Source organism: Neobacillus sp. NPDC093127, from assembly GCF_044754175.1.
GTDB lineage: Bacteria > Bacillota > Bacilli > Bacillales > Cytobacillaceae > Neobacillus.
Genome location: NZ_JBIVOP010000051.1, coordinates 1 through 3164, shown reverse-complemented (window position 1 = coordinate 3164; position 3164 = coordinate 1). Strand labels below are relative to the sequence as shown.

At 40.3% G+C, this 3164-nt stretch carries 4 protein-coding genes; all 4 read left to right on the top strand.

Annotated features, from left to right (window positions below; all coding sequences use genetic code 11):
* Positions 1 to 225: 225 nt before the first annotated feature.
* Complete coding sequence (locus ACIQCO_RS27915) at positions 226 to 747, top strand: DUF6431 domain-containing protein (RefSeq protein ID WP_400435420.1); 522 nt, start codon at positions 226 to 228, stop codon at positions 745 to 747.
* Positions 748 to 787: 40 nt separating this feature from the next.
* Complete coding sequence (locus tag ACIQCO_RS27910; protein ID WP_400435418.1) at positions 788 to 2143, top strand: DDE-type integrase/transposase/recombinase; 1356 nt, start codon at positions 788 to 790, stop codon at positions 2141 to 2143.
* The gene (locus ACIQCO_RS27905) at positions 2136 to 2936 is read left to right on the top strand and encodes an ExeA family protein (RefSeq protein ID WP_400435416.1); all 801 of its coding nucleotides are present in this window, start codon (positions 2136 to 2138) and stop codon (positions 2934 to 2936) included. Before ACIQCO_RS27910 ends, ACIQCO_RS27905 begins: the two co-directional genes overlap by 8 nt.
* Positions 2933 to 3164: DUF5348 domain-containing protein (locus ACIQCO_RS27900; protein WP_400435414.1), on the top strand; the 232-nt coding region annotated here is incomplete at its 3' end. The genes ACIQCO_RS27905 and ACIQCO_RS27900, both read left to right, overlap by 4 nt.

Here is a 3164-nt window from a genome sequence, read left to right as displayed (position 1 = left end):
TGTTTTTGCCGTCCCCAAATGACCGAAAGTTGACGGTGTTGCCTGTCCAGAATTAGTCGGATATAATGTCCATGTATACATATTTCGGAACATTTCGACATTTGTAATTCTGGAGAAAGGAAAAGACGTCTCCCATGATGTATATCTGCGCCAACAGATATACGGAAGACGTCCCCCAAAAAAACTATATGATTATTGTATCAGATTATAAACTAATTGAAAACAATGGAGTTTTTGGTTAGAGGTGCGGGGAGGATTCCTTCGCCCTGTTGCGGAAAAAGCATGAGCATAATTGGTACTAGAGATAGAAAATCAAGGGAAAGTTCTGGAGAGACAAAAGTATATAATATTCGGCGATTAGGTTGTGATCAATGCGGCCGAATTCATCATGAATTACCAGATTTCTTAGTTCCATATAAGAGATATGAGGCAGAGTGTATAGAGTCGGTTCTTTCTAACCCTACTTCACATGATGTTCCAGCTGATGAATCTACCCTATTTCGTTGGTTTAATTGGTTCAATTATTTCGTAGATTACTGGGTTAATTGTCTTATATCAATTGTGCTTCGAACTAAACAGGATAAGGTCCCTTTGAATTTGACGTCCGCAAATTCAGAGACTGCACTTCATAGAATAGGACGACTGGTGGGGAATGCCCCCAGATGGCTAGTGAGAATTGTCCGTCCAATTGTGAATTTTAATTTGTGGATACAGACCCGTTCTGCATTCTTGTCCGAAGGTAGGTGATTTACACTCATGATAATCACATATGTAGAGGAGTGTTATCATGAGAGATCAAAAAAAGGCAGAAGAAATTGCAGTGCAAAGGTTCCAACTCATTGCCCCTCTGTTGGCAGAAGGGCTAGATGCTGGAAAAGCAAAAGAATTGAAAAACCATATTTGTAAGACCAGCGGTCTTTCTGAAAGGACAATTAGACGTTATCTTGAGCAGTATCGTAGTGAAAGATTTGAAGGGTTAAAACCAAGAGGAATCTCGGGAAAAATGAAAAAAGAGGCTATTCCCACGCATTTATTAGAACAAGCGATTCTCCTTCGAAAAGAAGCTCCTACTAGAAGTGTTGCACAAATTATTCAAATACTTGAGTGGGAGGGATTGGCTCAACCAGGGCAGCTAAAACGTTCAACTCTTCAAGAAAAATTAACTGAAAGAGGATACAGTTCTCGGCAAATGAGGCTCTACTCACAAACAGGAATAGCAGCTAGACGATTTCAAAGGCGTCATCGTAACCAGCTGTGGCAATCGGATATTAAATTTGGACCATATTTGCCCATTGGACCGAATGGCACGAAGAAGCAGGTCTATTTAGTCGCTATAATAGACGACGCGACTCGATTTATTCTACATGGAGCCTTCTATCCTACCCTTGATTCTAGGATCATTGAGGATGCATTGCGAAATGCCATTCAAAAATATGGTGTCCCTGAAGCCGTTTACTTTGATAATGGGAAACAGTATCGAACCAAGTGGATGTCTCGTACATGTTCAAAATTAGGGACAAGACTAATTTTTGCAAAACCGTATGCGGCTGAGTCAAAAGGCAAAGTTGAACGCTTCAATAGAGTGGTAGATTCTTTCTTAGGTGAAGTGGCCCTTGAAAAGCCCAATTCTTTAGATCGATTGAACGAGCTATTTCAAGTATGGTTATCAGAGTGTTATCAGAATAAACCACATTCTGGTCTTGGTGAAAACATGAGCCCTGAAACTGCTTTTCGAAGTGATAAAAAAGCACTTCGATTTATTGATCCTAATAAATTAGCGAATGCTTTCTTGCATTGTGAAACGAGGAAAGTAGATAAATCTGGATGCATTAGTTTTATGGATCAGAAATATGAAGTTGGTCTTTCTTTCATTGGCAGACAAGTAGATGTTGTCTATGATCCAGCAGATTTGGAGGAGTTAACAATTGAATATGATGGTTATACCCCTTGGAGAGCCAAAAAGCTTGTGATTGGAGAAAGATCCGGAAAGCGTCCAGCATTGCCTTCCCACCTCCAATTACATGAAGCTGATTCATCTAGACTGCTTAAAGCAGCCGAACAGAAGCATCAAGAAAGAAAAATTGAACAAGCTCCAGCCGTTTCTTTCCGTGCTGTTTGGAAGGAGGATGGCGGTCATGTTTGAAGTATTTTATGGAATGAAGCATACACCTTTTACTAGAGATGTGCCTACTACCCAACTTTATGATTCGATTACGATGCAAGAGGTGTTAGGCAGATTAAAGTATACGGCAGAAAGGCAACTATTTGCCGTTTTAACTGGGGATTGTGGTACTGGAAAAACAACCACTATTCGTAAATTTGTAGATGGCCTTGATCATGGGAAGTTTCAAGTGCTTTATTTATCCGATTCAAAACTAACTCCTAGGCATTTTTATAAAGGTTTGTTAGAACAGCTAGGTTCAGAAGCGAAGTTTTATAGAGGTGATGCCAAACGACAGCTTCATCGAGAAATTGAATTAATGAGAGGTATTCATGGAATTCAGCCTGTCGTAGTGATTGATGAATCCCACCTTTTAGATCGTGAAATGCTTGAGGAAGTTCGATTTTTACTCAACTTCAAGATGGATGCACAAAGCCCGATGGCCCTAATCCTTGTGGGCCAAAGTGAATTATGGGATCGTCTGCGTCTACAATCATACGCAGCCATACGTCAACGAATTGATATTCAGTTCAAACTAAGTCATTATGACCGAGCACAAGTAGATGCTTATGTCTCACGACATCTAGAATATGCCGGAGTTGACCAACAAATCTTTTCAGAGGGTGCATTGGAAGAAATTCATCGGTTTTCTGGAGGAACCCCGAGACTTATTAATAAATTATGTACACATAGCCTCTTGTATGGAGCCCAAAATGGCCGTCGTATCATTGATGATCATATGATTAAGCATGTCATTCAGGGAGAACTGTCATGAAGACGAGCCGCTGGAAAGATATGAGGTATAACGAGGAACTTGATTGTTGGGTGGTCTATTGGGGCGATAATACAGGTTACAAGGTGCGATGTGGTGATTGGTTTGAAATTCACCTCGGGGATGGAAGGAAGCTTTCTTGCCGTATTGAACTCGGAAGGGATTGGTATATTATCGTTGGTAGGAATGAGACAAAATTTTATTTAAAACAAAACGAAACCTATCAGGTTG